This is a genomic window from Tsukamurella paurometabola (assembly GCF_900631615.1).
Taxonomy (GTDB): Bacteria; Actinomycetota; Actinomycetes; order Mycobacteriales; family Mycobacteriaceae; genus Tsukamurella; species Tsukamurella paurometabola_A.
Genome location: NZ_LR131273.1, coordinates 767,410 through 791,528, shown reverse-complemented (window position 1 = coordinate 791,528; position 24,119 = coordinate 767,410). Strand labels below are relative to the sequence as shown.

21 protein-coding genes and 1 pseudogene are annotated in these 24,119 nt (G+C 70.8%); 11 read left to right on the top strand and 11 right to left on the bottom strand.

Annotated features, from left to right (window positions below):
* Positions 1 to 2 precede the first annotated feature (2 nt).
* Genes ELY19_RS04110 through ELY19_RS04100 form a run of 3 tightly spaced genes read left to right on the top strand, consistent with a single transcriptional unit; the run spans position 3 to position 1,585 of the window.
* Positions 3 to 584, top strand: a complete 582-nt coding sequence (locus ELY19_RS04110) for a TIGR03086 family metal-binding protein (RefSeq protein WP_126195073.1) — start codon at positions 3 to 5, stop codon at positions 582 to 584.
* Positions 581 to 1,177 carry a dienelactone hydrolase family protein gene (locus ELY19_RS04105; RefSeq protein ID WP_197715979.1) on the top strand — a complete coding sequence of 199 codons (597 nt, stop codon included), beginning with the start codon at positions 581 to 583 and terminating at the stop codon, positions 1,175 to 1,177. Before ELY19_RS04110 ends, ELY19_RS04105 begins: the two co-directional genes overlap by 4 nt.
* A gap of 33 nt (positions 1,178 to 1,210) precedes the next feature.
* Entirely contained in the window at positions 1,211 to 1,585 is a 375-nt protein-coding gene (locus ELY19_RS04100) for a VOC family protein (RefSeq protein WP_126195072.1), read from the top strand.
* A 21-nt stretch (positions 1,586 to 1,606) separates the two neighbouring features.
* Here the strand turns inward: ELY19_RS04100 and ELY19_RS04095 are convergent, their stop codons facing one another.
* From ELY19_RS04095 to ELY19_RS04085, 3 genes are all read right to left on the bottom strand, one after another.
* A complete protein-coding gene (locus ELY19_RS04095; protein WP_126195071.1) occupies positions 1,607 to 4,843 on the bottom strand; it encodes a DEAD/DEAH box helicase in 3,237 nt (1,078 codons plus the stop codon).
* Positions 4,844 to 4,943: 100 nt separating this feature from the next.
* On the bottom strand, positions 4,944 to 5,963 hold the full coding sequence (locus ELY19_RS04090; protein ID WP_126195070.1) for a beta-ketoacyl-ACP synthase III: 1,020 nt from the start codon (positions 5,961 to 5,963) through the stop codon (positions 4,944 to 4,946).
* A 120-nt stretch (positions 5,964 to 6,083) separates the two neighbouring features.
* Positions 6,084 to 6,992 carry a LysR family transcriptional regulator gene (locus tag ELY19_RS04085; protein WP_126195069.1) on the bottom strand — a complete coding sequence of 303 codons (909 nt, stop codon included), beginning with the start codon at positions 6,990 to 6,992 and terminating at the stop codon, positions 6,084 to 6,086.
* Positions 6,993 to 7,113: 121 nt separating this feature from the next.
* Here ELY19_RS04085 and ELY19_RS04080 point away from each other — a divergent pair, with 121 nt between their 5' ends.
* The 3 genes from ELY19_RS04080 to ELY19_RS04070 all read left to right on the top strand — a co-directional run bounded on the left by ELY19_RS04080 (position 7,114) and on the right by ELY19_RS04070 (position 10,995).
* Entirely contained in the window at positions 7,114 to 8,484 is a 1,371-nt protein-coding gene (locus ELY19_RS04080; protein WP_126195068.1) for an MFS transporter, read from the top strand.
* A 5-nt stretch (positions 8,485 to 8,489) separates the two neighbouring features.
* The gene (locus ELY19_RS04075) at positions 8,490 to 9,209 is read left to right on the top strand and encodes a 3-hydroxybutyrate dehydrogenase (RefSeq protein ID WP_126198685.1); all 720 of its coding nucleotides are present in this window, start codon (positions 8,490 to 8,492) and stop codon (positions 9,207 to 9,209) included.
* A 319-nt stretch (positions 9,210 to 9,528) separates the two neighbouring features.
* Positions 9,529 to 10,995: an acyltransferase gene (locus ELY19_RS04070; protein WP_126195067.1), complete on the top strand. Its 1,467-nt coding sequence runs from the start codon at positions 9,529 to 9,531 to the stop codon at positions 10,993 to 10,995.
* A 28-nt stretch (positions 10,996 to 11,023) separates the two neighbouring features.
* Here the strand turns inward: ELY19_RS04070 and ELY19_RS04065 are convergent, their stop codons facing one another.
* The 4 genes from ELY19_RS04065 to ELY19_RS04050 are packed head-to-tail and all read right to left on the bottom strand — an operon-like array spanning position 11,024 to position 16,610.
* On the bottom strand, positions 11,024 to 11,842 hold the full coding sequence (locus tag ELY19_RS04065) for a 3-oxoacyl-ACP reductase family protein (RefSeq protein ID WP_126195066.1): 819 nt from the start codon (positions 11,840 to 11,842) through the stop codon (positions 11,024 to 11,026).
* A 9-nt stretch (positions 11,843 to 11,851) separates the two neighbouring features.
* Positions 11,852 to 13,303: a phytoene desaturase family protein gene (locus tag ELY19_RS04060; RefSeq protein ID WP_126195065.1), complete on the bottom strand. Its 1,452-nt coding sequence runs from the start codon at positions 13,301 to 13,303 to the stop codon at positions 11,852 to 11,854.
* Positions 13,300 to 15,114: a DUF3556 domain-containing protein gene (locus ELY19_RS04055; RefSeq protein WP_126195064.1), complete on the bottom strand. Its 1,815-nt coding sequence runs from the start codon at positions 15,112 to 15,114 to the stop codon at positions 13,300 to 13,302. Before ELY19_RS04055 ends, ELY19_RS04060 begins: the two co-directional genes overlap by 4 nt.
* A 41-nt stretch (positions 15,115 to 15,155) precedes the next feature.
* On the bottom strand, positions 15,156 to 16,610 hold the full coding sequence (locus ELY19_RS04050; RefSeq protein WP_126195063.1) for a class I adenylate-forming enzyme family protein: 1,455 nt from the start codon (positions 16,608 to 16,610) through the stop codon (positions 15,156 to 15,158).
* Positions 16,611 to 16,664: 54 nt separating this feature from the next.
* Here ELY19_RS04050 and ELY19_RS04045 point away from each other — a divergent pair, with 54 nt between their 5' ends.
* Positions 16,665 to 18,071 (top strand): PucR family transcriptional regulator, encoded by a 1,407-nt coding sequence (locus ELY19_RS04045; RefSeq protein WP_227967177.1) that lies wholly within the window; start codon positions 16,665 to 16,667, stop codon positions 18,069 to 18,071.
* A 123-nt stretch (positions 18,072 to 18,194) separates the two neighbouring features.
* Positions 18,195 to 19,058: an SDR family oxidoreductase gene (locus ELY19_RS04040; RefSeq protein ID WP_126195062.1), complete on the top strand. Its 864-nt coding sequence runs from the start codon at positions 18,195 to 18,197 to the stop codon at positions 19,056 to 19,058.
* Positions 19,059 to 19,067: 9 nt separating this feature from the next.
* Here the strand turns inward: ELY19_RS04040 and ELY19_RS04035 are convergent, their stop codons facing one another.
* Entirely contained in the window at positions 19,068 to 19,913 is an 846-nt protein-coding gene (locus ELY19_RS04035) for a helix-turn-helix domain-containing protein (protein ID WP_126195061.1), read from the bottom strand.
* A 132-nt stretch (positions 19,914 to 20,045) separates the two neighbouring features.
* Between ELY19_RS04035 and ELY19_RS04030 the strand changes: the two genes are divergently transcribed.
* Positions 20,046 to 20,981, top strand: a complete 936-nt coding sequence (locus ELY19_RS04030; RefSeq protein ID WP_126195060.1) for an alpha/beta hydrolase — start codon at positions 20,046 to 20,048, stop codon at positions 20,979 to 20,981.
* On the opposite strand, the gene ELY19_RS04025 is transcribed toward ELY19_RS04030, so the two are convergent.
* Genes ELY19_RS04025 through ELY19_RS04015 form a run of 3 tightly spaced genes read right to left on the bottom strand, consistent with a single transcriptional unit; the run spans position 20,978 to position 23,516 of the window.
* Positions 20,978 to 22,612 carry a dihydroxyacetone kinase family protein gene (locus ELY19_RS04025; protein WP_126195059.1) on the bottom strand — a complete coding sequence of 545 codons (1,635 nt, stop codon included), beginning with the start codon at positions 22,610 to 22,612 and terminating at the stop codon, positions 20,978 to 20,980. The two genes, ELY19_RS04030 and ELY19_RS04025, sit on opposite strands and share 4 nt — an antisense overlap.
* Before the next feature lie 9 nt (positions 22,613 to 22,621).
* Positions 22,622 to 23,053 (bottom strand): SixA phosphatase family protein, encoded by a 432-nt coding sequence (locus ELY19_RS04020; protein WP_126195058.1) that lies wholly within the window; start codon positions 23,051 to 23,053, stop codon positions 22,622 to 22,624.
* Positions 23,054 to 23,063: 10 nt separating this feature from the next.
* The gene (locus tag ELY19_RS04015; RefSeq protein WP_164711507.1) at positions 23,064 to 23,516 is read right to left on the bottom strand and encodes a SixA phosphatase family protein; all 453 of its coding nucleotides are present in this window, start codon (positions 23,514 to 23,516) and stop codon (positions 23,064 to 23,066) included.
* 40 nt (positions 23,517 to 23,556) lie between these two features.
* Here ELY19_RS04015 and ELY19_RS04010 point away from each other — a divergent pair, with 40 nt between their 5' ends.
* Positions 23,557 to 23,769 (top strand): hypothetical protein, encoded by a 213-nt coding sequence (locus ELY19_RS04010; RefSeq protein WP_126195056.1) that lies wholly within the window; start codon positions 23,557 to 23,559, stop codon positions 23,767 to 23,769.
* Positions 23,770 to 23,771: 2 nt separating this feature from the next.
* Positions 23,772 to 24,119 (top strand): annotated as a pseudogene (gene hslR / locus ELY19_RS04005) (Hsp15 family ribosome-associated heat shock protein); the annotation flags it as partial.

The window sequence follows — 24,119 nt, the reverse complement described above, 5'->3', positions numbered from 1 at the left end:
CCATGACCAACACAGCCACTGACCCCCGCCCCGCCTACGCCGCCGTCACCGCCTGGGTGCAGTCCCTGCTCGCGAACGTGACGGAGGAGCAGCTCGCCCTGCCCACGCCGTGCGACGAGTTCGACGTCCGCGCCCTGGCCCAGCACATGAACGCCGTCGGCCTGCGCGCCGTCGCGCTGGCCGAATCCGCCACCGTCGAGGGCCAGCCCTTCCTCGCGGAGGACCACGACGCCGCCACCTACGGGGCCACCCGCGAGCGCGCCCTCGCCGCGTGGGACGCCGCCCCGCTCGAGCGGGAGGTCGCCGTGCCGTGGGGCGTCGTCCCCGGCTTCGCGGCGCTCGGCATGTACGTCAACGAGACCCTCGTGCACGGCTGGGACCTCGCCGTCGCCACCGGGCAGGATCCGGAGTTCGGCGACGCGGCGATCGTCGAGCGCGCCCTCGCCGTTGCCGAGGCGTCCATCCCCGCCGCGATCCGCGGCGCGGAGGGCGTCCCGTTCGGCCCCGTCGTCGAGCCCCGCGAGGGCGCCGGCCCCACCGAGCGCCTCGCGAACTGGAGCGGCCACCACTGGGCCGCAGCATGAGCACGGTTGCACTGTTCCACTCCGTGCTCGGCGTGCGCGAGGGCGTTCGTGACGCCGCGGCCCGCCTGCGCGCCGCCGGGCACGTGGTGCACGTCGTCGACCAGTACGACGGGCGGGTCTTCGAGTCCTATGACGAGGCCTCGGCCCATGTCGAGGGCATCGGCTTCCCGGCGCTCATGGCGTCGGCGCTCGCCGCGGTCGCGGGGCTGCCGGAGGATCTCGTGGTCATGGGCTTCTCCAACGGCGGTGGCATGGCGACGTACGTCGCGGGCAACCGGCCCGTCGCGCGGGCGGTGCTCTGTTCCGGCGCGCTGCCGCTGGACATGATCGGCCAGGATCACTGGCCGCAGGGTGTGCCGGCGCAGTTGCACTACGCGCTCGACGACCCGTTCCGGCAGCCCGGCTCGGTCGAATCGGTGCTGCGCTCGGTCGGGGAGGCGGGCGCGATCGGCGAGTTCCTCCAGTACCCCGGCGCCGGTCACCTGTTCACGGATCCGTCGCTCCCGGCGGAGTTCGACGGTGCCGCCACCGAGGCCTTCTGGACGGCGGTGCTGCGGTTCATCGGTGCCGCGAATCCGATCGTGAGCCGTTGACATGAACGCTGGTTGAGGTCCTAGCGTCGAGGCATGAGCATCGAACTGAACCACACCATCGTCGCCGCCTCCGACAACCTCGAGACCGCGCGGTTCCTCACCGAACTGCTCGGTCTCGAGGACCCGGTGGACATCGGCGGCGGGCACTTCCAGCAGGTCCGCCTTGCCAACGACGTCGTGCTCGACGTGATGACGGTGCCCGCGCCGATCCATCCGCAGCACTACGCGTTCCTGGTCTCCGAGAAGGAGTTCGACGAGATCTTCGCGCGGATCACCGAGCGGGGCCTGAGCTACCACGCCCACCCCGACGGTTCCGGCGTCGGCGAGATCAACCACCGCTTCGGCGGCCGCGGCGTCTACTTCCGCTCGCCCGACGGCCACGCCCTCGAGGCCCTCACCGCGGCCTGAGTCATCGCTCTCGCCCGGTCCTCAGTCCTCGAACAGCGCGCGGATGTCGGCGGCGGCGAGCCGGGCGTCGAAGCCGCCGTCGCCGCCCACGACGGACTCGAACAGCGCGGCCTTGCGCTCCTTGAGCGCCATGACCTTGTCCTCGATGGTGTCGGCGGAGACGAGCCGGTAGACCATCACGCTGCGGGTCTGGCCGATGCGGTGCGCGCGGTCGATGGCCTGCGCCTCCGCGGCGGGGTTCCACCACGGGTCCAGGAGGAAGCAGTAGTCGGCCTGCACCAGGTTCAGGCCGAAGCCGCCGGCCTTGAGCGAGATGAGGAAGACCTGCACGTCGCCGGAGGTGAACTTCTCGATCGCCGCGGCGCGGTCGGTGGTCGAGCCGTCGAGGTAGGCGTACTCCACGCCCTCCTCGTCGAGCCGCTCGGCCGCCTTGCGCAGGAAGCCCGTGAACTGGCTGAACACCAGCACCGCGTGCTGCTCCTCCAGTAGCTCGTCCAGCTTCTCCACCAGGTAGTCGAGCTTGGCGACGTCCTCGACCGCCAACTCCTCGTCCACCAGCGACGGGTCCAGCGCGAGCCGCCGCAGCATGGTCAGCGATCGCAGGATCTCGAAGCGGTTGCCCTCGAAGTCGTCCAGCAGGCCCAGCAGCTTCGCCCGCTGGTCGGCGAGCACGCGATCGTAGGTGTGCCGATGCTCCTCGGAGAGCTCCACCTGCACAACCGATTCCGTCTTCTCCGGCAGGTCCTTCGCGACGAGGTCCTTGGTCCGCCGCAGCATGAACGGGCGCACCCGGCGGCGCAGCCGCGCGAGCCGGTCGTCGTCGCCGCCGCGCTCGATGGGCCGCCGGTACTCCTCCGCGAACCACGACCGCCCGGGGAACAGGCCCGGCACCGTCAGCGCGGTGAGCGCCCACAGTTCCTCGAGATGGTTCTCCATCGGGGTGCCCGTCACGGCCAGCGTGAACGCGCGGTCCAGCAGCGAGACCGCCGCGAACGCCTTCGAGCGCGGGTTCTTCACGAACTGCGCCTCGTCGAGGATCACGCCCGCCCAGGAGACCGCCGCGTACTCCTCGGCGTCCAGCCGCAGCAGGGTGTACGACGTCAGCACCAGATCGGCGTCCGCGACCACCGAGGCGATCGACGAGCCGGACTTGCGCGCGGTCTCCGACACCACCGCCACGGTCAGGTGCGGCGCGAACCGCCGGCACTCCGCGGCCCAGTTGCCCACCACCGACGTCGGCGCGACCACGAGGAACGGGCCGGGCCGGGCCTCCGCGCGCTCGTGCGCGCGGCAGATCAGCGCGAGCGTCTGCACCGTCTTGCCGAGGCCCATGTCGTCGGCCAGGATGCCGCCGAAGTCGTTGTCGTACAGGAACGCCAGCCAGTCCAGGCCGTCGCGCTGGTAGGGCCGGAGCTCGGCCCGCAGGGTCGACGGTGCCTCCTGCCGCGCCAGGTCGCCCGCCGTCAGGGCACCCACGCGGCGGGACCAGTCACCGTCGAAATCGGTGGCGTCGGCGAGGTCCGCGAGGTCGTCGACGAGCCCCGCCTGGAATCGGCTGATACGCAGGCCGTCCCGGTCCGCGGAGCCCGGCGCGCCGCGGGAGGAGCGCTTGGCGCCGCGCGCCGGCAGGTCCCGCGCCTCGCCGATCAGCTCCCGCAGCCGGTCGAAGCGCTCACCGTCGATGCGGGCGAGCACGCCGCCGGGCGTGACGAGCGTGTCGTGGCCCGCGGCGACGGCGGTGAAGACGTCGCGGAACGGGACCTCCTCGCCGTCGACCTCCACGGCGACCTCGAGGTCGAACCAGTCCGTCGACGGGTTGTCGGACTCCGACCGGACCCGCACGGACACCGAGGCCGAGCTCTCCGCCCAGCGGAACCCGGGATCGTCGGTGACCTCGACGATCACCGACGGCACCGAGCGCAGCACCGGCGCGACCTCGGCCAACCACACCGCGGCCTCGGTGCCGCGGTAGAAGCCCTGCGAATGGTCCACGCCGACGGCGGCCTCGCGCAGCGCCACGGCCATCGCGCGGGTGATCCGCTGCTGCCCGACGGCGTCGGCCAGTCCGGCGGGCTCGCGGCCGAGCACGTAGTCGCGGGCCTCGTCCCCGACGGTGTAGCGCCACTTCCAGTCGACCTCGAGCTCCGCGGCCTCGGGGAAGTAGCGGGCGGTGCAGAGCAACTCGGGCCCGGAGACCTCCACCTCGCCGACCAGCTGGTCGGGGTCGCGCACCGGCGCCACCGCCGCGAGGTACGGCAGGTACTTCTCGCGCAGCTCCGGAACCGCGGCGGTCGGCACCCGGACCGGGGTGAACCGGCGCAGCGCGGTGGTGTGCTGCGGGGACAGCGGCGGATCGAGCGGCGCGAGCCGCAGCACGTCGCCGTCCTGCTGGAAGACGCCGAGGGCGCGGTGCGCGCCGAGCAGTCCGCCGGTGAACGGCCGCGGACCGTCGCCGAAATCGACCTCCCGGTCCAGCTCGACGGTCCCGTCCACCGAGCGGGTGACCAGGCCGAGCCGCGTGGGCGGGCCCAGGATCACGCTGCCGCGGGGTTTCTTGCTCAGCAGCGGCACGCCCGCGTCGCGGACGGCGCGCAGCTGGTCCCACAGCAACGGGGTGTCGACCATGCCGAGGTCGGCCCAGGCGTCCACCCCGTACAGCGACCAGGTGATGAGCTGCGCGAGCGGCGCGAGCACGTCGCGCTGCGCGGGCGCCACCCGCGGCGCGGTGGCGATGGTGCGCCACCGGACGTCGCCGGCCACCCACGAGCCCTCCCGCATGCCGGGCGTCGCGAGCCGTACCTGCAGGCGCTGCCCGGAGACGACACCGCGCTCGTCGACGTCGAACTGCAGCGCGACGGGCAGCACCGCGGCGCTGGTCCGCGGGGCCTCGGGCAGCAGGGCGGCGAGCTGCCGCTCCCAGGGATCCGGCTGCGGGACCTCGCTCTCCTCGACGTCCTCCGCGGTGAGCTCGAGCAGCAGCGCGGCACCGTGTTTGCAGTTGAGGGCGACCGGGCAGGTGCAGAGGCTGCGCACGGGACGCCAGCCGGAGCCGCCGGGCTCGATCCACACCTGGGTGTCGTACTCGCGGGTGCCGGCCACGACGCCCGTGACGAGGCGCTTCTCGTCGTCCCACTCGAGGTCGCCGATGAGGCCGCTGCCCACGTACTCGCCCGCGCGGCGCACGGTCGGCCCCCCGAAGAAACCGATCAGGTCCTCGGGGGTGAACGAGGGCCCTCCGCCGGCAGTCGATGCGCTCATGGTCAAGCGGACAGTCTAGCGCGGTGCGGTGTCGTCGCGCCTCCGCGGCGGGTGCGGCGGCGGTCGCGGTGGCGGTCCGGGGGCGGCGGTCGGTCGGCCGTCAGTCGAACGGCGCGGGCGGCAGCTTCACGACCTGCGCGGCGTAGCTCAGCCCGGCTCCGTAGCCGAGGAGCAGCGCGGTCTGCCCGGGCTTCGCCCGGCCGCTGGAGAGCAGGTCGTCCATCGCCAGCGGGATGGATGCGGCGGAGGTGTTGCCGGTGCGTTCGATGTCGTCGGCGATCACAGTGTGCTCGGGCAGGTGCAGGCTGCGGGCCAGGACCTCGTTGATCCGCGAGTTCGCCTGGTGCGGGACGAAGACGTCGACGTCGGCGGCGGTGACGCCCGCGGCGTCGAGCGCGCGCTGTGCCGCCTTGCCCATCTCGAACGCGGCCCAGCGGAACACCGCGGTGCCCTCCAGGCGCAGGTACGGGCGGTCCTCGTGGTCGTCGCCGTCGAGGTAGCTGATCCAGTCGATGTCCTGCCGGATCGCGTTGAACTGCGTGCCGTCGCTGCCCCACACCACGGGGCCGAGCTGCTGTTCCTCGGCCGGGCCGACCACGACCGCCCCCGCGCCGTCGCCGAAGATGAAGCAGTTCCCGCGATCGGTCATGTCCATGCTCACCGACAGTTGTTCGGCGCCGATCACCAGGACCCGCGTCGCACTGCCGCCGCGCACCATGTCCGACGCCAGGGCCATGGCGTAGCCGAAGCCCGCGCAGCCCACGGTGACGTCGAAGGCCGGGACACCGTTGGCGCCCAGCTCCGTCGCGACCTTCACGCCCGCGGCGGGGGTCTGCAGGTAGTGGGTGTTCGTCGCCACGATCACGGCGTCGATGTCCGCGCCGGTGAGGAGGGCGTTCGCGACGGCGCGACGGCCCGCCGCCGTCGCCATCTCCACGACGGTCTCGTCCCGGCGCGCGAACCGGCGCGATTTGATGCCGGTCCGGGTGAAGATCCACTCGTCGGAGGAGTCGATGCCCGCGCAGATCTCGTCGTTGGTGACCACCCGCTCCGGACGGTACGCCCCGATCCCCAACAGTCCGATGTTCCGCGTCCCGGTGGTCTCGGCGAGAACGGTCATGGGAACCCCCTTGTTCGGCACTGCGCGACGCGCGGTTTGCAATTCCACATTAGCCGTGGCGGAGGCTTCGCGGGCGGTGTCGGGGCAGCGGGGTGCAGCGCGCCGCGCGGGCGGTGTCGCTCAACCGTGGGGGATCGCGCCCAGGAGGACCGCCCGCATCGCCGCCACCTGCGCGCGCAGCGCGGTGACGACGGCGGCGACCTCGCGCCGCTGGGCCGCCTCCGGCCGCACCACCATCCAGTACTCGAGCTGCACGGAGACCTCGTCGGGGAGGACGCGCACGAGGTCGGGGCGGCTGTCGGCGAGGAAGCAGGGGAGCAGGCCCAGGCCGGCGCCCGCGCACGTGGCCTCGACGTGCACCAGCACGTTCGTCGAGCTGAGCCGGTCGGTCATGTCGGGCACGAGCACGCGGGCGAGGTCCAGGTCGTCGACGGTGAGCATCGAGTCGATGAAGTACACGAGGGGTCGGCCGGCGAGGTCGCGCGTGTGCTCGGGCGTCCCGTCGGTGGCGAGGTACTGCCGCGAGCCGTACAGGCCCAGCCGGTACGGCGCGAGGAGTTCCGGTTCCACCCGGTAGGTCTCCGGTCGGCCCACGACGACCTCGATGTCGACGCCCGAGCGGGTCGACGGTGCGCGGCGCGTCACCGTCAGCAGGTCGACGGACAGCCTCGGGTGCGCGCGCCCGAGTTCCGCGATCGCGGGCGCGACGACGCGGGCGCTGAAGCCGTCGGTCGCGGCGATGCGCACCGTGCCGTGCAGGTCGTGGGCGGTGTCCGCGTCGAGCCCGTGGAGCACCGCCTCGATCCGCTCTGCGGCGGCCGCGCCCGACCGGCCGAGTTCGGTGAGCTCCCAGCCCGCGGCGCCGCGGGCCAGCAGCGGCCCGCCGAGCGCCTGCTCCAGCGCGGCGACCCGGCGCGAGGCGGTGGTGTGGTTGATGCCCAGGAGGTCGGCCGCGGCGGTGTAGCGGCCGGTGCGCGCGACGGCCAGGAGTGTGAGCAGTCCGTCGGCGCTCGGCTCAGGAGTGTGCATGAACGCAGATCCGATCCGCAGATATGGGCATTGTGTGTGCGATTTTATCCATACATACTGCGGTGAGCATGGCGCGCGTCACACTCGATCGCGGCCGTGATCCGTCGCACAAGGAGTGGGTATGGCGCAGACCGACCAGGAGCAGTCCCTCGAACGCCCCGGGGGCCTCCGCAAGATCGTCGCCGCGTCGATGGCCGGCACGGTCGTCGAGTGGTACGAGTTCTTCCTCTACGGCATCGCCGCCACGGTGGTGTTCAACAAGATCTTCTTCAAGGCGGGCGCCAGCGAGTACGACGCCATCATCGCGGCGTTCGTGACCTACGCGGTGGGCTTCGCGGCCCGCCCGATCGGCGGCATCGTCTTCGGTCACCTGGGCGACAAGCTCGGCCGCAAGAAGCTGCTGCAGGTCTCGATCCTCATGGTCGGCGTCGCCACCTTCCTCATGGGCTGCCTGCCCACCTTCGACCAGATCGGCTACTGGGCGCCCTTCCTGCTCGTGGTGCTGCGCTTCATCCAGGGCTTCGCGGTGGGCGGCGAGTGGGGCGGCGCCGTACTGCTCGTCGCCGAGCACAGCCCGAACAAGTCCCGCGGCTTCTGGGCGTCGTGGCCGCAGGCCGGCGTGCCGGGCGGCAACCTCGCCGCCACCGTCGTGCTGCTGATCCTGACCAACGCGCTGTCCGAGGACGACTTCCTCGCGTGGGGCTGGCGCATCGCGTTCTGGCTGTCCGCGGTGATCGTGCTCGTGGGCTACTACATCCGCACGCAGGTCGACGAGTCGCCGATCTTCAAGGAGGCCCAGCAGCAGATCGAGCAGGAGAAGGCCGTCTCGTACGGCGTCGTCGAGGTGGTCAAGCGGTACCCGCGCGGCGTGCTCTCGGCGATGGGCCTGCGCTTCGGCGAGAACATCTTCTACTACCTCGTGGTCACCTTCTCGATCACGTACCTCAAGACCGTCGTGAAGATGGACACCTCGGACATCCTCATGTGGCTGCTCATCGCGCACGCCGTGCACTTCGCGGTGATGCCGTACGCGGGTGCGCTGACCGACCGCGTCGGCCGCAGGCCCGTCTACTGGGCGGGCGCCGCGCTCGCCGCGACGTGGGGCTTCTTCGCCTTCCCGATGTTCGACACCGGCCACGGCGCGGTCGTCGTCGCCGCGGTGACCATCGGCCTGGTCTTCCACGCGCTGATGTACGCGCCGCAGCCCGCGATCATGGCCGAGTCGTTCCCGACGCGCATGCGCTACTCGGGCGTCTCGCTGGCCGCGCAGGTCACGTCGATCGCCGCCGGTTCGCTCGCCCCGATCATCGCGACCAAGCTGCTCAAGGAGTTCGGCTCCGCCGTGCCCGTCGCCGTGTACCTGGCGATCGCGTGCGGCATCACCTTCCTCGCGGTCTTCTTCGTCCGGGAGACGAAGGGGATCGACCTCGCCACGATCGACGCGGAGGACCGGGCGATGCTGGACCGCGCAGCGCAGGACGTGCGCGCGTGAGGGCGATGGTGACCGGCGGCGCCGCGGGGATCGGGGCGGCCGTCGCGCGCCGCCTCGCCGCCGACGGTGCCGCCGTCACCGTCGTGGACCGGGACGGCGCCGCGGCCGCGGACCTGGCCGCGGAGATCGGCGGTACCGCGCTCGAGCTCGACCTCACCGACACCGCGGCGCTCGCGGACCTGCACCTCGACGTCGACGTGCTGGTCAACAACGCGGGCGTGCAGCACGTCGCGCCGATCGAGGAGTTCGACCCCGCGTGGTTCCACCGCATCCTCGCGCTGATGCTGGAGGCGCCCTTCCTGCTCACCCGCGCCGCCCTGCCCGGCATGTACCAACGCGGCTTCGGCCGGATCGTGCACGTCTCCTCGGTGCACGGGTTGCGCGCGTCCAAGTACAAGGCGGCCTACGTCGCGGCCAAGCACGGTGTGGAGGGCCTGTCCAAAGTGACCGCACTCGAGGGCGGGGAACACGGCGTCACCAGTAACTGCGTGAACCCCGGCTACGTGCGCACCGCGCTGGTGGCGCGGCAGATCGCCGAGCAGGCCGCGGCGCACGGCATCAGTGAGCAGCGCGTGACCGACGAGGTCTTCCTCGCCCGCCCGGCGATCAAGCGGCTCATCGAGCCCGAGGAGGTCGCGGGCCTGGTGGCGTGGCTGTGCAGCCCCGCCGCCGCGATGGTCACCGGGGCCTCGTACACGATGGACGGCGGCTGGACCGCCAACTGAGTTCGCGGTCCGGACGGTGCTGGATTCCCTGCGGTTTCGGAGAGCGCGACCTGCGATCTCGCCGCCGAAACCGCCGGCAACCCGCGCGCCGTCGTCTCCCGCGCGGCGGGTCTCTCGGCACGGTCGGGCGGGGGACGAGCCATGCGGGGCGCGCATTGCCCACCTGCTCACAACCTCTTCGGCCGCGGGACGGGCCGTGCGGGGCGTCCTGGCAGTCTCCTGGCAATGCGCGTCTGAGTTGGAGCGGCGCAGTCGCAACGGCTACCGTACGAAGGGCCTGTGACCAGGTATTGCTGTGCTGTAGTCAGGATTGTGATCAGTGGGTGTGGACCAGACGATGAGCGACCGCGGCGTCGAACCGACGCCTGAGCCCGTGGCGGTACCCGCGCCCGAGCAGCCCGTGCCCGATCGGCCCGTGCCCGCGACCGATGGGGCACCGTCGAAGCCCAAGCGCGGTGGCGGGCACCTCTACGAGCTCGACATCGTGCGGATCGTGACCTTCGCGGGCGTCATCTTCGACCACTGCGTCTCGGGCACCACGTTCCCGTTCAGCGTCGCGTCGAACGCGATCCAGACGATCTTCCACTACACCCGCAACGCCTTCTTCGCGCTCACCGGCTTCGTCCTGGTGTACCAGTACCGCGACCGGAAGCTGGACCCGATCGACTTCTGGCGCCGCCGGTACAAGGCGGTGGGCCTGCCCTTCCTGACCTGGAGCGTCTTCTACTGGCTCTACCACATGTACGTGATGTGGCCGCCGGCGTTCTCCAACGTCACGCGCACCTTCGAGACGTGGGAGTCGACGAAGGCGGCGCTCAAGGTGCTCGCCTACGACCTGCTCACCGGCGACGCCTGGTACCACCTCTACTTCGTCTTCGTGACGATGCAGGTGTACCTGATCTTCCCGTTCCTGCTGAAGTTCCTCCGCTGGACCATGGGGTACCACAAGTACATCCTGGCGGCGAGCTTCGTCTTCCACCTGGTCCTGCTGCACTACATGACCACCGCGCGCCCGGAGATGTTCAACTACGGGCTGCTCGCGAAGCTGTGGAACCACCTGCCGGCGACGATCTTCCCGTACCAGTTCTTCACCCTGCTCGGCTGCATCGCGGCCATGCACCTCGGCGAGGTCCGGGCGTGGTTCTCGCGTTTCCGCGGGCGGGTCATCACCGTCGCGATCGGCGTCGTGATCGTCACCCTGATCGCCTACGGGTACAAGGTGAGCATGGTCGGCCTGTTCCCGACCGACGCGGCGAACGTCTTCCGCCCCTACGCCGCGGTGATGTTCGTGATGATCATCATGGCGCTGTACGCGGCGGGGACCTACTGGTCCGACTACCGCACCGCCGGCTCGTTCTGGGACAAGTTCCTCACGACCGCCTCCGATCGCTCGTTCGGCATCTTCCTGGTGCACGCCTTCGCGCTGCAGGAGCTGGCGCCCACGATCCAGCGCTTCCGCTTCGACGTCTACGCCCCGATCCTCACCATCTGCACGTTCATCGTGACCGCGTTCTTCACCGTCGCGATCAGCGAGGTGCTGCGCCGCACGCCCGTGAGCCTGTGGACCACGGGCCGGAAGATGATCCCGATGGCCAAGCAGGACCTGACGGTCTCGGTGGGGATCGGCGTCGCGATGATCGTCGCCGGCGCGATCGCCTACTGGCCGCTCGACGTCCCCGCCGGCGCCGTCTCGGTGACCCTCGGCATCGTCCTGCTGGTCTGGCAGGGCCTGGGCCGGACGGTGTTCGCCGGCCCCGCGGGCGCCCGCCCCGCGATCAAGGTCTGACGGAGGCACAGCTCCCGGTCGGGGCGCATCACATGTCGTAGCCGCCGTTGACACCCCACACCTGACCGGTGATGTAGCCCGAGGCGTCGGACGCGAGGAAGTGAACGACGCGCGCGACCTCCGACGGGTCGGCGATGCGACCGACCGGGATCTGTTGACGCAGTTTCGCGATGACTCTGTCGGGCATGGAGTTGACCATCTCGGTGCCGACCATTCCAGGGCTCACGGTATTCACGGTGATGCCGATGTCGTTACCGTCCAGCTTGCCTAGGCGTGAGAGCGCGAACGCGGCCTCCCGGGCGAGTGTCTTGGTGAGGCCGAAGAGCCCGGACTTCGACGAGGCGTAATTCGCCTGGCCGACGTTGCCCGTTTCGCCGACGACGGACGACAGGTTGATGATCCGCCCCGTGCCCCTGTCGACCATGTGCGCGAGCGCTGCCTGTGCGATGTAGAAGGAGCCGGAGAGATTGACCCGGAGCACGGACTCCCAGTCCTCGTCGGTGAGGTCCAGGATCACCTTGTCCGCGGTGATCCCGGCGTTGTTGACGAGGATGTCGAGCCGGCCGTGCGTGTCGATCACCTCTGCCACGGTGCGGCGGCAGTCGTCGGCATTACCCACGTTGCCGACGTGCCCGGACGCGGTGGCGCCCGAGGCCGCCGTGAGGTCGCGCAGCTCGTCGATGAAGGCGTCGGCCTGGGTGCTCTCGCGGCTGTGCCCGACGGCGACGCTCGCGCCCTGTTCGGCGAGGCGCCGGGCGATCGCGGCACCGATGCCGCGGGTGCCTCCGGTCACGAAGGCGACCTGCCCGGTCAGGTCGTCGGTGCGGGTCGGGATGGCGGTGGTCATCGTGTTCTCCTAGGCCTCGGTGGTGTCGCTGATCGCCTGCGGGGAGCGGTGTCCCAGCTTCTTCAGCGCGCGGGTGGCGGCGTGGTAGCCGCACATGCCGTGTGCTGCGGGTCCCGGTGGTGTGGCGGCGGAGCAGATGTACATGCCGGAGACGCCGGCGTCGTAGGGGTGGGCGGTGATCCGGGGGCCGAAGACGAGTTGGAGGAGGTCCTTGGATCCGGTGTTGATATCGCCGCCGGTGAAGTTGGCGTTGTACCGCGACATCTCGGTGGTGGTGCAGACGGCGGTGCCGATGATGCGGTCGCGGAAGCCGGGGGCGAAGCGTTCGATCTGGGCGATGATGGCTTCGGTGGCGTCGCCCGTGTAGCCGTGGGGGACGTGGGCGTAGCTCCAGACGGGGTGGATGTCTCCCGCACTCCGCGACGGGTCGGCGAGATACTGCTGGCCGACGAGGACGAACGGCCGTCGCGGCATCCGGCCGGCGGCTATCTCCCGTTCTGTCGCGGCGACCTCGTCGTACTTGCCTCCGAGGTGGACGGTGCTGGATCGACGTGCGTCGGGGTTGACCCAGGGAACGCCGCCTTCGACGGCGAAGTCGACCTTGAAGGCGCCGGGTCCACGACGGAATCGATTGTAGGCACGGCGAATCCGGGACGGCATGCGGTCTCCGACGATTCGCGCGACCTGCGCCGGATCCAGGTCGAAGAGCACGGTGTCGCTCGGTGGCAGCTCCGCGAGGGACGTGATCCGCGCACCGGTCTCGATGTCGCCGCCCAGGCCTTCGAACTCGGCGGCGAGGGCCGTTGCGATCGCGCCCGACCCGCCCTCCGCCACCTTCCACCCGTACGCGTGCCCGGCAGACAGCAGGCCCAGGCCGATGGCCGAGGTCATCGGCTGGTGCAGGGGCCGGAAGGTATGGGCTGCAACGCCTCCCCACAGGGCGCGGGCCGCAGGGGTGCGGAACATCCGCGCCAGCGCGGAGGCGGGGAGCGGTGCCGGGGCGCCGAACCGGGCCAGTGCCAGCGGGTGCCGCGGTACCCGGACGAGCGACGAGAGGATCGCCGGGCCCACCTTGTCGATGTTCTCGACGGTGCTGCCGAACAGTCCCCGCCAGAGCGCACCGTCGGCCCCGAGGCCGGCGGCGGTGTCCGCGACGCCGCGCCGCAGCACGCCCGCGCTCCCGTCGTCGAGGGGGTGGACGCAGTCGATCTCGGCGTCCAACCAGTGCAGACCGTGCCGGCCGAGGTCCATCGAGTTCAGGAAGGGGGAGCCGACGGCCATCGGGTGGATCGCCGCGCAGTGGTCGTGGATCAGGCCGGGGATGATCGCTTCGAACGATCGGGTGCCACCGCCGACGGTGTCGGCCGCCTCGAGGAGCGTGACGTCGACTCCTGCGCGGGCCAGAGTGATCGCCGCGGCGAGGCCGTTGGGGCCGGCACCGACGACGGTGGCGGTGCTCATGCGTTCTCCCGCGTTCCGGTGCGGATCCGGGACCAGCTGACGGTGTGCTTCGCGGGGCCGTTGGGCAGCCACGGCTGGTGCTCGACCAGATCGGCGACCACCCAGGTGCCCTCCTCGACGACGCCCAGGGCGGCGTCGATCACCTTGTAGCGCTGGAAGTTCTTGTGCACAGGCTGGGACTCGGCCCAGACGATCAGGCACTCACCTGGCTCGAACTGCGCCTCCTCCTGGACGGCGGCGATCATGTCCTCGCGGTGCATGTGTCCATCGCCGAAGTTCCAGCCGAGGATCGAGTTGCACAGGAACTCGGCCTCGCGGACGTTGCGCCGATCGATGTCCGGGGCCACCGAGTGCATCACGGAGAACAGGCCACGGCCCTGGCTGTGCAGCGAGCGCCAGCCGATGGTCATCTGCAGGGTGATCTCCGCCCAGTCCGGCGGGTATCCGGCGGCGATGAACTGGTCGATCTGGTTGGGTGCGGAGCGGGTGACGCGGTTGAGCTTCTCCTCGGCTCCGGGCGCGAAGGCCCACAGGCCCGTGGCCCAGTTGCCGGCGTACTGCCGCATGGAGGGGAGGAAGGAGACGAGGTCGGGGCGGAAGTTGCCGAGGATCGGGAAGAACAGCAGTAGGGCGGCGACGATGATCGCGAGCCAGGCCGGGTTCATCTGCCACAGGGCGAATCCGTCGTTGGCGGGGAAGCCGAGGAACAGGATCGCGGTGGCGTAGGCGAAGATCAGGTTCCACTCGAGAGGCACGGCGAGCGGGAACGTGGAGATGATGAACAGGTGGTAGCCGATCATCAGCAGGCCGGCGGCCAGCGTGACGTACCAGTTGTTCGAGAACAGCAGCACGAGCGGTGCGACGATCTCGACGACGGCGCCCGGGCCGTGGGCCATGAACTTCGCCAGGCCCGAGGGGCGGACGTCGTCGGGGTAGTTCTTGTACATCGCCTTGCGGATCCCGGCGAACGGGTTGACCGGGGCGTTGCTCACCATCGGCGGAATGACCATGGTGAAATGCACGTTGAGCTTGGAGAATCCGGCGCCGACCCACACCACGCCGATGAGGATCTTCAGCGCGATGATCACGTTCGTGACCCCCGAGCCGTCGGGGGAGATCGTGGGCAGGAGGGCGAAGAACACGAGTGCGGGGAACCACTGCTCGCCGCGGGCGGCGAGGAAGATCACCTTGTCCCGCAGGCCCATGATCACCAGCAGGACGATCGGCGCGATCAGCAGCTTCGGATCGACCAGGCCGTGCGTGGATTCGACGCCGACCTTGGTCATCGCCTCGGTGAATCCGTTCACGTCGGTCGTACCGGGAAGCACCATCGGCACGACGTAGGACACCAGCAGGAGGACGTAGATCGCGATGTCGAACATCGTGCGCCGGTTGCCGGCGGTACCGGGCACCCACTTCCACGGGCGGAGCCGGATCGTGTTCGGCTTGATCCAGAACTGGATACCGCCGGTCATCGGCTTCGCCTTGCCCGCCAACGGACCCCAGGATCCGCCGATGCCGATGGTCTCGAGGAGGAGCGTCCAGAGGATGAGCTTCTCGTAGACGATCGGCTCACGCCACCACTCCGCGATGTTCCAGGGGCTCAGGCCCGAGGTCCAGGTCGCGATCATGACCCCGAACAGGCCGTAGAAGACGAAGAGCTTGACGATGTAGATGCAGTGGATAATGTACGGCGAGCCGAAGCCGAAGCCGGCCCACTGGGTGGACACCACCTTGATGCGGTCGCGCAGCGGGGACGTCAGGAACTCCTGGGGGTCCACCGCTGGGAAGACCGGGTCCTTGAAACCCATTGTTACTCCTTGGTCGACAGGGCGGGGCGGGAATGGATCGGTTATGCGCCGGCGGGCGCGTCGAGCTTCCGTAGGGTGGGCTTGTCGAGCTTTCCGACGGCGTTCTTGGGCAGGGTGGGAAGACTCGTGATCTCCACGGGAAGCTTGTATTTGGCGAGCCTGGTCGCGGCGTGCGCGAGGATCGCATCGGGATCGAACGGGGCACCGTCGGACAGTGCGACGTACAGCACCGGAACCTCGCCGAACTTCGGGTCCGGCCGGCCGACGACGGCGGCTTCGGCGACCTCGGGGAGTTGATAGACGACGGACTCGATCTCCTTGGGGTAGATGTTCTCCCCACCGCGGATGATGATGTCCTTCGCGCGGTCGACGAGAGTGAGATAGCCGTCCTCGTCGAGGAATCCGATATCGCCGGTGTGCAACCAGCCGTTCACGAGGGATGCGGCGGTGTCCTCGGGGCGGTTGAGGTAGCCGCGCATCACGTTCGGGCCGGCGATGAGTACGGCGCCGGGATCGCCCGCGGGAAGGGGCTCGTCGCCAGGCCCGATGATCCGCAGGGTGACCCCGGGGATGGCGGGTCCGACGGAGCCGGGCTTGCGGACCCCGTCGTACGGATTGACGGTGGCGACGCACGTGCACTCCGACAGTCCGTACCCCTCGACGAGAGGGAAACCGAAGCGCCGCTCCACCTTCCCGAGCAGTTCGACGCTTGCAGGCGCGGCGCCGCAGATGCCGTACCGCAGCGACGAGGTGTCCGGGTGCACGTCCGCGGGCAGGTCGACGAGCATCTGGTAGATCGTCGGCACCGCCGAGAAGTAGGTGGGCCGCACCCGCTCGACCTGGTCGAAGAAGGTTGCGGGCTGGAACCGTCCGGCCACCGTGGTGCGGCCGCCGGCGAGGAGCGGGGTGAGCGTCCCGGCGATGATGCCGTTGGCGTGGAACAGCGGCAGGATCAGGAGGCTGTGGTCCTCGGCGGTGACGCCGAGCGCCTCGATCAGGGAGGTGCACTGCGCGGTGAGGTTGGCGTGGTCGAGTCGCACGCCCTTGGGGCGTCCGGTGGTGCCCGAGGTGTAGATCAGCAGGGCCAGGTCGTCGTCGGCGACCGGCTCCGGCGCCGGGGCGTCCGCGTACAGGTCGGAGGTGAGGAGGAGCGGTGCACCGAGATCCTCCTCGCGGACGTTGTCGGTGACCAACACCGCCGACCGTGCGTCGGTCGCCTGGTACCGCACCTCGTCGGCGGTGAGCGCAGGGTTGATCGGTGTGGCCGCGGCGCCGAGTCGCCAGGCGGCGAAGAGGGTAACGATGAGGTCGGCCGTGTTGGGGAGCAGGACGGCGACGATGTCGCCGCGGCGGACGCCGTGGGCCGCGAGCGTGGCGGCAGCGCGCTCCGTGAGCTGGTGGAACGCGGCGTTGTCGAGGGTCCGTACGTCGTCGGCGACGGCGGGGTCCGACGGCGCCGTCCGGGCCCGGGCGCCGGGTAGGAGTGCGAAGTGCATCGTGACCTCTCAGGTGACTTCAGTGATGGGGCTCACAGTCGAACGTAGGACTCCGTGATCGGGATCACATCGTGCGTCCGGGCCAACGTTCGGCTCCGTTTTGTCCTCGACGAACAACCGGCCGATCTGCGCGATCGCCGGATCGCGCGCGTCGTCGTGGCTAGGCTCGGCGGCATGCCCGACATCCCGAACGCGTCGGCGCCGATGGAGCCGGCATCCGCGGCGGCCGCGGTCATCCGGCGCATGGAACCGCGGGTCGCCGAAGTCACCGATGCGGTGCAGCAGGTCATCCTCGCGGAGATCGCCGAGCTCCGGGGCGATCCGCAGCTCATCGAGTTGCTCCGGGCTAGCGTCGAGGGGAACGTCACGACGATCTTCGCCGCGATCCGGCACGGTATCGATGTCGCGGGCGTGACGGCGCCCGTCGCCGCTGTGGAGTACGCGCGCCGGCTGGCGCAGCACGATGTGACGCCCAATGCGCTGGTGCGCGCGTACCGCCTCGGACAGCAGGAACTGCTGCGCCTGGTGTTCGCCGAGGTCCGCGCGGGCGGAAGTGGCCATGACACGGCTCTGGAGGTGTTCGAGGCCACCTTCAATGCGACGTCGCAGTACATCGACTGGATCTCCGAGCAGGTGATCGAGGTCTACCGGCTCGAGCTGGATCGGTGGCGGGAGGGCCGTGAGCGGATCCTCGGGGATCAGGTACGACGCATCCTCGACGGTACTGTCGGCCACGTGGACGATCTGTCCTCGGCGTTGCGGTATCCGTTGCGGCAGCACAGCCTCGCGGTGATCCTGTGGTACCCGCAACCGGTGCTCGAGCGGGGCGAGCTGATCGGGATGGAGCGGTTCCTCAGGGCGGCGGCGAAGCACGTCGGAGCGACGACGGCGCCGCTGTTCCTGGCCCATGACAGATCGACCGCCTGGGGGTGGATCCCCCTGTCCGCGTCGTCCGTCGACGGTGCCGTGACCGCGCTGCGCGAGATGGCCGACCGCGACGGCTCGGCTCCCTCGGTCGCTATCGGCGCTCCGCGCAGCGGGGTCGAGGGCTTCGTGCGGTCGCACGAGCTGGCCCAGCACGCCCGCGCGGTTGCGCTGCGGGCGGCGGGCCACGATCGAGTATCGGTTGCGAGCGGCGACCCGGGGGTGGTGATCGCGGCGATGCTCGACGGCGATCTCTCCACCGCCGACGTGTGGGTACGGGAGGTCCTGGGGCCGCTCGCCGAGCCCACAGAATCCGATGCGCACCTGCGGCACTCACTGCAGGTGTTCCTGGAGGCCGGGGCGAGTTTCACCGCCGCGGCGCCGCTCCTGCACCTCCATACCAACACCGTCAAGTACCGCGTGCGCAAGGCCGTCGAACGCCGCGGCCGCCCGATCGAGGAGGGGCGCCTCGACGTCGAGATCGCGCTCCTCCTCTGCCGGCGCTTCCCCGCGATCCTCGAACCGAACTGGCACTGAGGGGCATCGGTTCGTCGCGGACGACAAAGCCGCGCCCGGGTTCGGTGCGCTGCGGACATGGTGGGGCCCCGTCCGACAGTCCTAGCGTGGGCGCAGAGCAATCCGCTGCACGGAAGGAATCCCATGTCCGCCACCCTCATCACCGAGCCCGGCCCGGGGGCGTTCGCCGGCCGCACCGTCGTCATGTCCGGGGGCAGCCGTGGGATCGGTCTCGCGATCGCCGTCGCACTCGCGGAGCGGGGCGCGAACATCGTGCTGCTCGCCAAGACCGACGATCCCGATCCGCGCCTTCCCGGCACGATCCACACCGCGGTCGCCGAGATCGACGGTGCCGCCGGCCGCGAGGGCGCTGCGGTCGGCGTGGTCGGCGATCTGCGCTCCGACGACGACATCGACCGCCTCGTGGCGACCGCCGTCGACCGGTTCGGCGGCATCGACGTGTGCGTCAACAACGCCAGCGTGCTGAGCACTATCCCCACCGCCGAGATCACCATGAAGCGCTACGACCTGACACAGCAGGTCAATACCCGCGGCACCTTCGCGCTGACGAAGGCATGTCTGCCGCACCTCGAGCGGGCAGAGGAAGGACGGGTGGTCACGCTGTCGCCGCCGCTCAACCTGTCGCCCGACTGGTTGGGTCGTTACCCGGCGTACATGCTGGGTAAGTACGGGATGTCGCTGCTCACCATGGGATTCGCGGCGGAGTTCGCGGATCTGGGGATCGCTGCCAACTGCCTGTGGCCGGAGACGACGATCGCGACGGCTGCGGTGCAGAACCTCCTCGGCGGCGACGAGGCGACGGCGCACGCCCGCGACCCGCAGATCATGGCCGATGCCGCGGCGGTGCTGCTGGCGCAGCCGTTGTCGGTGACCGGGCGGTGCTTCCTCGACGCAGAGTTGGTACGCGGCGCGGGCGTTACGGACCTGCGCCCGTACGGTGGCGCGGTGCCCATCGACTACGACCTGTTCGTCGATCCGCCCGCGTGACCGCGCGCGTCAGGGGAGGAGGCGCCGCAGGCGCTCGCGGGTGGGGGAGTCCGCGTCCGCGGAGTTGAGCACCAACTGCTGGTCGGGCGCGCCCGCGTAGCGGAAGATCTCCCAGTCGAGGACGAGCTCGCCCACCTCGGGGTGGTTGAGGACCTTGGTGCCGAAGTCCTGCCGTGCGACGTTGCGCATCGCCCACCACTGGCCGAACTGCTGATCGGCGATGGTGAGCTCGCCGACCAGCGCGGACAACGCCGGATCGGCCGGGTTCGCGGCCGCCTCGCGGCGCAGGATCGCGACGCACGACCGGGCGACCGCGGGCCAGTCCACGAACAGCTCGCGCATCGCCGGGTTCGTGAAGATGAGGCGGACGTAGTTGAGCTCACGGGGATCCATCGCGTCGAAGTCCGCATAGACCCTGGCGGCCAGGGGGTTCCACGCCAGGATGTCGGTGCGTGGTCCTAGCACGAGTGAGGGGGTCTCGGTGAGCTGGTCGAGCAGTCGCAGGACCTGCGGCCGGACGCGCGCGGGGCGGCGTTTCACCTGTCTTGCAGGCGCCTGCGCGGCGTGGTCGAGGAGGCTGGCCGCGTAGTCCACCTGGTCGGGGTCGAGCCGGAGGGCCTGTACGAGGGCGTCGAGGACGTGAGCCGTCGGGCTCAGCCGGCCCTGCTCGATGCGCGTGTAGTAATCGGTGCTGATCGATGCCAGCTGCGCCACTTCCTCTCGCCTCAGCCCGGAGACGCGTCGCGTACCGATGTCCGCGAGGCCGACATCGGTCGGCGAGAGGCGCCCGCGGCACGTGCGCAGGAACTCGCCGAGTTCTTTCAGGTGCGGTGTGGCACTCGCGGATCCAGCCATGTCGCCAGGCTAGTCCCGGATCCGCGCCGTCTGCCTGGGAAGGATTCTTCCTAGGCAGGATTCGAGCCTTCCTGGGTGCGGAGCCTCTCTCTAGCGTGGTTGGCACAGCCACCACCGACGAGAGGAAACGTCATGGCAGAGAACATCACCACCGTCGCGGCCAAGGGATGGGCGTGGGACATCGCCGTCGATCTCCACTTCCCGCCCGGGTTCGACGAGTCGAAGACGTACCCGACGGTCGTCTCGGCCCATCCGACCGGCAGTTGCAAGGCGCAGACCTCGGGCAACGTCTACGGCGCGGCGCTCGCCGAGGCGGGATTCGTGGTCGCGGCCTTCGATGCGTCCTTCCAGGGCGACAGCGGCGGCGATCCGCGATCGGTGGAGGATCCCGGCTTCCGGACCAGCGACTTCAGCTTCGTCATCGACCACCTGGTGACGCTGCCCTACGTGGACGCCGACAACATCGGCGTGCTGGCGATCTGCGGCGGCGCGGGATACGCGGTCGCGGCGACCAAGATCGACCGCCGGATCAAGGCGCTGAGCACCGTCGTCGGCAGCAATGTCGGCCGGCTCATGCGGGAGGGCTTCTCCGAGTACAACCCGATGGGCATGCTCGAGGCGATCGCGGCGCAGCGCACCGCGCAGGCCCGGGGCGCCGCCGAGCAGATCAACGATCTGCTGCCTCCGTCGGTGGAAGCGGCGAAGGCGGCCGGTGTCGGCGACATCGACGTGCTCGAGGCCACCGACTACTACAAGACCGACCGTGGCCAGGCGCCGGGCGGGAAGACCAGCTTCAACTTCGCGCTGCAGGGCGCGCTGGCGGACTGGGACGCCTACGACCGCGTCGAGACCTTCCTGACCCAGCCCCTGATGGTCGTGATCGGCGACAAGCCGGGCGCCTTCGCGTCGCAACGCCTCGGCATGGAGCTGTACGGCCGGGCGGCGTCGAAGGACAAGCAGCTCGTCGTCGTCGAGGGAGCCTCGCACTACGACCTCTACGACCAGCCGGGCCCCACCGGCGTCGCGCTCGAGAACCTCGTCCCGTTCTTCCGGGAGCGGCTCACCTAACGGTTCGCAGCCGCGGCCTCGAACAGCCAGGACATCACCAGCGCACCGGGATCCGGCACGCCCTTCACGGCGTCGCCGAGGTAGCTGGCGCGGCCGCGTGAGGCGGTGCTGTCCGCGGTCGCGGCGACGCCCTGCGCCGCGGCCGCCGCCGCGTCGGCGAGCGAGCCGCCACCGTCGAGCACGTCGGCCGCGGGGGAGATCGCGTCCACCACCGTCTTGTCGCCGACCCGCGCGCCGCCCAGGTCGACCACGGCGTCGAGCCCGGCCCGCACCCCGCGGCCGAAGGCGGCACCGTCGGCCTGCAGGGCCCGGCCGAGCTCGGTGAAGAAGGTCCCGAAGACGGCGCCGGAGGTGCCGCCCGCCCGCACCAGATACGAGGTCGCCATCGCCTCGAGGACCTCGCCGTCCGTGCCGCGCAGCGGCAGCGGGAAGTGGCCGAGCGCGGCGGCCATGTTGGTGCCGAAATCACCGTCGCCGGCCTTGCGGTCCAGCTCGGTGAGCTCGTCGACGGACCGCTGCACCCGCCCCACGAAGTCCGAGAGCCAGGCGTTCGGCTCGCCGGTGTCGGCGGCGTCGTCCGGGCGGGCGTGCGCCAGCGGGTCCAGGTTCGACGGTGCCGTCGCCGCGTGCGGCCAGCCCGGCGCGGAGGTCGGCGCGTCCCACAGCGCGAGGAGCTCGTCGTCCAGCGGGACCACGGTGAGCGAGGCACCGGCCATGTCCAGGGCCGTGACGAAGCGGCCGACCAGCGAACGGGTGACCTCGATGCCGCGCTCGGCCAACTGCTTCACGGCCTCGGCGAAGAGCACGCCCGTCTCCAGGTCGGTGACGGCGCCGAGGTTGTTCACCACGACCAGCGCGCGGTCGCCCGAGGCGAGGCCGGTGCCGGGGAGGATCCGCGCGAGCAGGTCGGTGACGATCTCCTCGGCGGCGGTCGCGGGCCGCTCGTCGCGGGCGCGCTCGCCGTGGATGCCGACGCCGAAGGCCATCTGGCCGTCGGGCAGGTCGAAGGACGGCGCGTCGGCGCCGGGCACGTTGCAGGCGGAGAAGGAGACGGCCATCGACCGGGCGCGAGCCGCGGTGCGGCGCCCGACCGCGGCGACCTCGGCCAGCGACGATCCGCGATCGGCGGCCGCGCCGCAGATCTTCTCCACCACGACCGTGGCGGCGGTGCCGCGGCGCCCGGGCCCGGAGGTGTCCTCGGTGGCGACATCGTCGTCGACCAGCACGAACTCCGTGGCGACGGCCGGTGCGTCGCCGTCGGGTGCGGCCACGAGGCGGCGGGCGACGGCGAAGTTCATGACGTCGCCGGTGTAGTTCTTCACCACGTGCACCACGCCGGCGCCGGTGTCCACCGCGCGCGTCGCGGCCGCTACCTGCACCGCGTTCGGGGACGTGAAGATCAGGCCGGGGCAGGCGGCGTCGAGCATGCCCGCGCCGATCAGCCCGACGTGCATCGGCTCGTGCCCGGAGCCGCCGCCGGAGACCACGGCGACGCCGGAGGTGCGCGGCGTGCGGCGGGCGACGAAGCCCGCATCGTGCCAGGCGGCGTCGGGGTGGGCCGCGAGGACGCCCCGCAGCCCGTCGGTGAACAGGGATCCGGCGGAGTTCTCGAAGCGCGCGCGATGAGTCACGACTTCACGTTAGCGAGGGATGTGCAACTCCGCGTGTCCTTCCCGGATGACCGTGAAGGCCGAGGTCGGGAACTTGGCGAAGGTGAAGGTGGGGTCGAGGATCTCTGCGGCCTCCGCGACCCCGGGGTCGTGGCCGACGACCAGCACCGTGTCGGCGTCGCCCCGTTCCGCGTCGACCAGCGCCAGGATCTCCTCGCCGGTCGCGCCGTACAGCGCCGGCAGGTACCGCACCGGCGCCTCGACGGCGGCCTGCTCCAGCGTGGCCCGGGCGCGCTCCGCCGTGGAGCACAGCACGAGGTCCACGGCGTGCCCGAACCGGCGGATCGCCTTGCCGGCGAGCCCGGCCTGCCGGACGCCGCGCGGTGCCAGGGGCCGGTCGTGATCCTTCACCTTGTCGGGGTACGCGGACTTGCCGTGCCGCAGCAGGATCAGGGTGCCCATATCGGACATCCTACGGGGTGAACCAGGACAGCATCCGTCCCGAACCGGGCGCCGCCGGTCCGTCGTCGAGGTCCAGCAGCACGACGGTGCCCGGCGCGAAACCCGGGAGCTCGGCGCCCGGGTCGAGCTCCGCCGCCGCCTCCGGCAGGCCGGGGAAGTGCGCCACGACCAGCAGGACGTCGACGTCGCCGGGAACGCCGTTGATCTCCTCGAGCACGCGGCGTCCGGTGCACTCGTACAACTGCTCGGTGGCGGTCATCGGGCAGGGCAGGTCCATCGCGTGGAAGGTCTCGACGGTGCGCCGCGCCGCGGAGACCAGTGCGTGGCCGGGCGCGAGACCCTGCTCGGCCAGCCAGGCGGCGGACCGTCGGGCCTGATCGCGCCCGTTCGCGCTGATCGGGCGGGCCTCGTCGGGGATCGACATGCCCGACTCTCCGTGTCGCATGAGCGCCAGCACCGTCATGCCCCGATCTTGCCCTGCCGGGAATGCGTACATTGGTGACATGGCTGGAAAAGAGCTCGATCCCGCGCGTAAGAAGGCCGCGCTGGACGTCGTGAAACAGCACCCCGGAATGGTCGCGGCGATGGCTGCGCCCGCGGTGGTGGTCGTCGCTGTCGGCTGGCTCATCGGCGGCGCGGGCCTCGGCCTGCTCCTGCTGGTGGCGTTCGGCGTGCTCGGCGCCGTCGGGCTGTCGCGGCTGCTCCGCGCGCGGTAGCCGTGCGGGTCGACGCCTGGCTGTGGGCGGTGCGGCTGACCAAGACCCGGTCGGCCGCCGCGACCGCCTGCCGCGGCGGGCACGTGCGGGTCAACGGCGCGACCGCCAAGCCCGCGCAGCACGTCGTGGTGGGCGACGAGGTGCGGCTGCGGCTCGGCGGCCGCGAACGGATCGTCGAGGTGACCACGCTGATCCCCAAGCGGGTCGGCGCGCCCGTCGCCGCCACCTGTTACATCGACAACAGCCCGCCGCCCCCGCCCCGGGAGATCGTGCTGTCCATGCCGCAGCGCGACCGGGGCGCGGGTCGCCCCACGAAGCGTGAGCGGCGCGAGACCGACCGGCTGCTGGGG

Coding starts and splice junctions, on each gene's coding strand:
- ELY19_RS04035 (WP_126195061.1), bottom strand. CDS start 19,913: ATGGCTGGATCCGCGAGTGCCACACCGCACCTGAAAGAACTCGGCGAG.
- ELY19_RS04095 (WP_126195071.1), bottom strand. CDS start 4,843: ATGAGCGCATCGACTGCCGGCGGAGGGCCCTCGTTCACCCCCGAGGAC.
- ELY19_RS04080 (WP_126195068.1), top strand. CDS start 7,114: ATGGCGCAGACCGACCAGGAGCAGTCCCTCGAACGCCCCGGGGGCCTC.
- ELY19_RS04075 (WP_126198685.1), top strand. CDS start 8,490: ATGGTGACCGGCGGCGCCGCGGGGATCGGGGCGGCCGTCGCGCGCCGC.
- ELY19_RS04040 (WP_126195062.1), top strand. CDS start 18,195: ATGTCCGCCACCCTCATCACCGAGCCCGGCCCGGGGGCGTTCGCCGGC.
- ELY19_RS04105 (WP_197715979.1), top strand. CDS start 581: ATGAGCACGGTTGCACTGTTCCACTCCGTGCTCGGCGTGCGCGAGGGC.
- ELY19_RS04065 (WP_126195066.1), bottom strand. CDS start 11,842: ATGACCACCGCCATCCCGACCCGCACCGACGACCTGACCGGGCAGGTC.
- ELY19_RS04060 (WP_126195065.1), bottom strand. CDS start 13,303: ATGAGCACCGCCACCGTCGTCGGTGCCGGCCCCAACGGCCTCGCCGCG.
- ELY19_RS04110 (WP_126195073.1), top strand. CDS start 3: ATGACCAACACAGCCACTGACCCCCGCCCCGCCTACGCCGCCGTCACC.
- ELY19_RS04030 (WP_126195060.1), top strand. CDS start 20,046: ATGGCAGAGAACATCACCACCGTCGCGGCCAAGGGATGGGCGTGGGAC.
- ELY19_RS04100 (WP_126195072.1), top strand. CDS start 1,211: ATGAGCATCGAACTGAACCACACCATCGTCGCCGCCTCCGACAACCTC.
- ELY19_RS04015 (WP_164711507.1), bottom strand. CDS start 23,516: ATGACGGTGCTGGCGCTCATGCGACACGGAGAGTCGGGCATGTCGATC.
- ELY19_RS04085 (WP_126195069.1), bottom strand. CDS start 6,992: ATGCACACTCCTGAGCCGAGCGCCGACGGACTGCTCACACTCCTGGCC.
- ELY19_RS04020 (WP_126195058.1), bottom strand. CDS start 23,053: ATGGGCACCCTGATCCTGCTGCGGCACGGCAAGTCCGCGTACCCCGAC.
- ELY19_RS04090 (WP_126195070.1), bottom strand. CDS start 5,963: ATGACCGTTCTCGCCGAGACCACCGGGACGCGGAACATCGGACTGTTG.
- ELY19_RS04050 (WP_126195063.1), bottom strand. CDS start 16,610: ATGCACTTCGCACTCCTACCCGGCGCCCGGGCCCGGACGGCGCCGTCG.
- ELY19_RS04055 (WP_126195064.1), bottom strand. CDS start 15,114: ATGGGTTTCAAGGACCCGGTCTTCCCAGCGGTGGACCCCCAGGAGTTC.
- ELY19_RS04010 (WP_126195056.1), top strand. CDS start 23,557: ATGGCTGGAAAAGAGCTCGATCCCGCGCGTAAGAAGGCCGCGCTGGAC.